We start from the raw sequence: 1,735 nt of genomic DNA on the forward strand, positions 1-1,735 counted from the left end.
AACCGTAAAAGCTGATTAAATCAGAAGAGTGAACACATTTTTAAGGCTGGAGGCTCTAAATGCTTTATAACTGCTGGTAAAATCATAAACTACAGTTGATTGTGGAATTTAGATGCGTTTGCCCTGATATAGCCACAGAGCCACAGAGAACACAGAGGGAATATATAACCACGAATGAACACTCAAACTCTCCTGACTCTTTGTCCACAACTCTTCATATTCATTGGTTCCTAATTTCTGGACATTTCCTTCCTTTAAGTCTAATGTCTATGGTCTACTGTCTGAATTGCAGATTTTTGTGCAAAAGTTTGTTGACAAAGTGATAATTAAGGTGTAAAATATATAATATGTTTCATAAAATTTTATGTTTATGCCTTTTTATTTCAATGGCAGGGGTATCTTTTTGTCAAGAATTAGATGAGAAGATGCCATTGAAAGAAGAAGAAGAGGAAATTAGTGTGTTGATAGGGACGGAGACAATTCAGACGGGCACACCAACCATACAAGAAGAAGATGTAAATCTCCCCGGTCAGCCTGAAATTACCTCATCTCCAGAGGTAACCACCACCACCACATTAGAATCTCAAGAACTCAAAGGGACTGTAACAACCATAGAAGTTGTGGGAACAACAGGTCTTGATAGTGGCACACGAACGCCAGTAGGTAGTTCGACCCAAGAAATTATAACAGCAACAATAAGTTTGTCTGCAGGGACTCAAACAACTGCACCTTTATCCGGCACTTTGACTATTGGAACGGTAACGGCTGAACCTGGCACAGCTACTCTTTTAGATACAGGATTGATGCTCATCCCCACGGCTTATAGAAGGGATGATAAATTAGGATTTAATACAGATTTTTTAATTGCTTATTATATTGGGGAATTATGGTATAAATATAAGTATGATGAAGGAAAGAAAAAAGATAGTGGACTTTTTGAACCAATTAAATTTTTATTTTTATCCGCTGATTTTAAATACTCTTTGCTGAAAGAGAAAACACAAATCCCCAATGTTGGATGTGGGTATGAGTGGTTTTTAGTCCTTCAGGGGGCGGCATCTACTCCAGCTCAAATGGGTGGTGAATTCTCAGGTAAGTCAGATAGATTTGGATTCCCATATCTTATCTTTAGTAAAGAATTCAAAAACAAAAAATATCATTTAGGTATGATGTCTGGTGAAATCGGAAAATTGGTAAATCCGTTATCAAAGTATCTAACGGTAACCTCCAATAAAACACTTATATTTGGCTTTGAAACAAAACTTTTTAACCGTCGGATTAATATCGAAGGTTTTAGCCCACTTGATTCTGGTTCTACTTTAGTCATAAACACCTCTATTGAGCGATTTATAGGATTTGATTTAGGTTTTATAAAAACAAAAGATGGATTTTCTGTAATCGGCTACTTTGGGGCACGGCTGACCATTTTCCCATATAAAAGAAAAGGGTAACTATTCACCGCAGAGACGCAGAGGAACAGAGAAAACATGGAAATAAATCAGATAACAGAAAAATTATTGGTGCAGCAATTGAAATACATAAGACATTAGGTCCAGGTCTATTAGAATCTGCATATGAAGAGTGTTTATGTTATGAACTATCTATGGTGGGGTTAGCTTTCAAAAGACAAGTTGAATTACCTGTAATATATAAAGGATTTAAGTTAGATTGTTTTAATGTTTCTGTTCTAAGAGATGGAATTAAGCGTATAGCCAAGAGATTTTAATTTTTTCTC

General features: G+C 36.0%; 2 protein-coding genes. Both read left to right on the forward strand.

Annotated features, from left to right (window positions below):
* Positions 1 to 347 precede the first annotated feature (347 nt).
* Complete coding sequence (locus AB1414_20265; GenBank protein MEW6609749.1) at positions 348 to 1,451, forward strand: hypothetical protein; 1,104 nt, start codon at positions 348 to 350, stop codon at positions 1,449 to 1,451.
* Positions 1,452 to 1,534: 83 nt separating this feature from the next.
* Entirely contained in the window at positions 1,535 to 1,726 is a 192-nt protein-coding gene (locus AB1414_20270; protein ID MEW6609750.1) for a GxxExxY protein, read from the forward strand.
* Positions 1,727 to 1,735: the final 9 nt, after the last annotated feature.

The organism is bacterium (genome assembly GCA_040755795.1).
Classification (GTDB): domain Bacteria; phylum UBA9089; class CG2-30-40-21; order CG2-30-40-21; family SBAY01; genus JBFLXS01.